This window comes from Pseudomonas sp. P5_A12 (genome assembly GCF_056400685.1).
On record NZ_JBFUKU010000521.1, the window covers coordinates 1 to 1,965 of the forward strand.

The 1,965-nt window shown below is 57.8% G+C and carries 2 protein-coding genes; both read left to right on the forward strand.

Annotation, left to right across the window (positions count from 1 at the left end):
- Positions 1 to 588: OmpA family protein (locus tag AC1DSG_RS30695; protein WP_477794223.1), on the forward strand; the 588-nt coding region annotated here is incomplete at its 5' end.
- 129 nt (positions 589 to 717) lie between these two features.
- Positions 718 to 1,935 carry an argininosuccinate synthase gene (locus AC1DSG_RS30700; protein WP_007943572.1) on the forward strand — a complete coding sequence of 406 codons (1,218 nt, stop codon included), beginning with the start codon at positions 718 to 720 and terminating at the stop codon, positions 1,933 to 1,935.
- The last annotated feature ends 30 nt before the right edge of the window (positions 1,936 to 1,965 follow it).

Here is a 1,965-nt window from a genome sequence, read left to right on the forward strand (position 1 = left end):
CTGTTCAATAGTTCGCAAGCTCAGGCCGGGCGCTTGATCAGCGGATTGATTGATGGCCGCAGCCCGGTAATCCGGCATACTTCCGGCGATGGCCGGGTGTCGGAAGTGCGTCTGTTGCCGGTCAAGTTCAACAAGGCATTCAGCGACTACCAGAGCTGCGTGGCGAAACTGCTGCCGAAGAATTTCGAACAGGTCAAAAAGTCTGAAGTCGGCTTCCCGGGGTCAAGCATTGATCTTGACCCGCAGGCCAAGGCTCAGTTGCAGGTGATGCTGGAGTTCATGAAGGCTGACCCGTCGGTGAATCATATCGAGCTCGACGGGCACTCCGACAACAGTGGCAATCGCCTTACCAACCGTGAGCTGTCACGCCGCCGCACCTTGGCGGTGATGGATTATTTCAAGGCCAACGGCATTCAGGAATCGCAGATAACCATGCGCTTCCATGGTGAGCGCTACCCTGTGGTGCCGAACACCAACGCTGGCAATCGCGCGAAAAATCGACGGGTTGCGGTGCGCCTGGAACGTGTGGCGCCGACCGAACAAGGCGCGCCGCAAATCGCTACGAGCGATACCCCGGAAAATTCCTGACTCGCCGGTCATCGTCGCGCTCTCGACAGAATCTGTCGCTTCGTCGTCATAAGCTGTCGCGCCTCTGTAAATTACCGCGTTTGAGCGGTAGACTTCCCGGCTTTCCGTAGAACCCCGTGGAGTGATGGCATGGCGGACGTAAACAAGGTCGTTCTGGCGTATTCCGGCGGCCTGGACACTTCGGTGATCCTCAAGTGGCTGCAGGATACATATAACTGTGAAGTGGTGACGTTCACCGCTGACCTGGGTCAGGGCGAAGAGGTCGAACCTGCGCGCGCCAAGGCGCAGGCCATGGGCGTCAAAGAGATTTACATCGACGACTTGCGCGAAGAGTTCGTGCGTGATTTCGTTTACCCGATGTTCCGCGCCAACACCGTTTACGAAGGCGAGTACCTGCTGGGTACTTCCATCGCTCGTCCGTTGATCGCCAAACGCCTCATCGAAATCGCCAACGAAACCGGCGCTGACGCCATTTCCCACGGCGCCACCGGCAAGGGCAACGACCAGGTTCGTTTCGAACTGGGCGCGTACGCCTTGAAGCCAGGTGTGAAAGTGATCGCTCCGTGGCGCGAATGGGACCTGCTGTCCCGTGAAAAGCTGATGGATTACGCTGAAAAGCACAACATCCCGATCGAGCGTCACGGCAAGAAAAAATCCCCGTACTCGATGGATGCCAACTTGCTGCACATCTCCTATGAAGGCGGCGTGCTGGAAGACACCTGGACCGAGCACGAAGAAGACATGTGGAAATGGACCGTCTCCCCGGAGAACGCTCCAGACAAACCGCAATACCTGGAACTGACCTACCGTAACGGCGACATCGTTGCACTGGACGGCGTCGAAATGACCCCGGCCACCGTGCTGGCGACCCTGAACCGTATCGGTGGTGAACACGGTATCGGTCGTCTCGACATCGTCGAGAACCGTTACGTGGGCATGAAGTCCCGTGGCTGCTACGAAACCCCTGGCGGCACCATCATGCTGCGCGCTCACCGTGCGATCGAATCGATCACGCTGGACCGCGAAGTGGCTCACCTCAAAGACGAGCTGATGCCGAAATATGCCAGCCTGATCTACACCGGTTACTGGTGGAGCCCTGAGCGTTTGATGCTGCAACAAATGATCGATGCGTCCCAGGCCCACGTGAACGGCGTGGTTCGCCTGAAGCTGTACAAGGGCAATGTGATTGTTACGGGGCGCAAGTCTGACGAATCGTTGTTCGATGCCAACATCGCAACCTTCGAAGAAGACGGCGGCGCTTACAACCAGGCCGACGCGGCGGGCTTCATCAAGCTCAACGCCTTGCGTATGCGCATTGCTGCGAACAAAGGCCGGAAGCTGTTCTGAGCCCTTTGAAGCGGTAATAGAGGTGTGGCC

Excerpts from the sequence above, each read along its gene's own strand:
- AC1DSG_RS30700 (WP_007943572.1), top strand. The coding sequence starts at position 718 with ATGGCGGACGTAAACAAGGTCGTTCTGGCGTATTCCGGCGGCCTGGAC.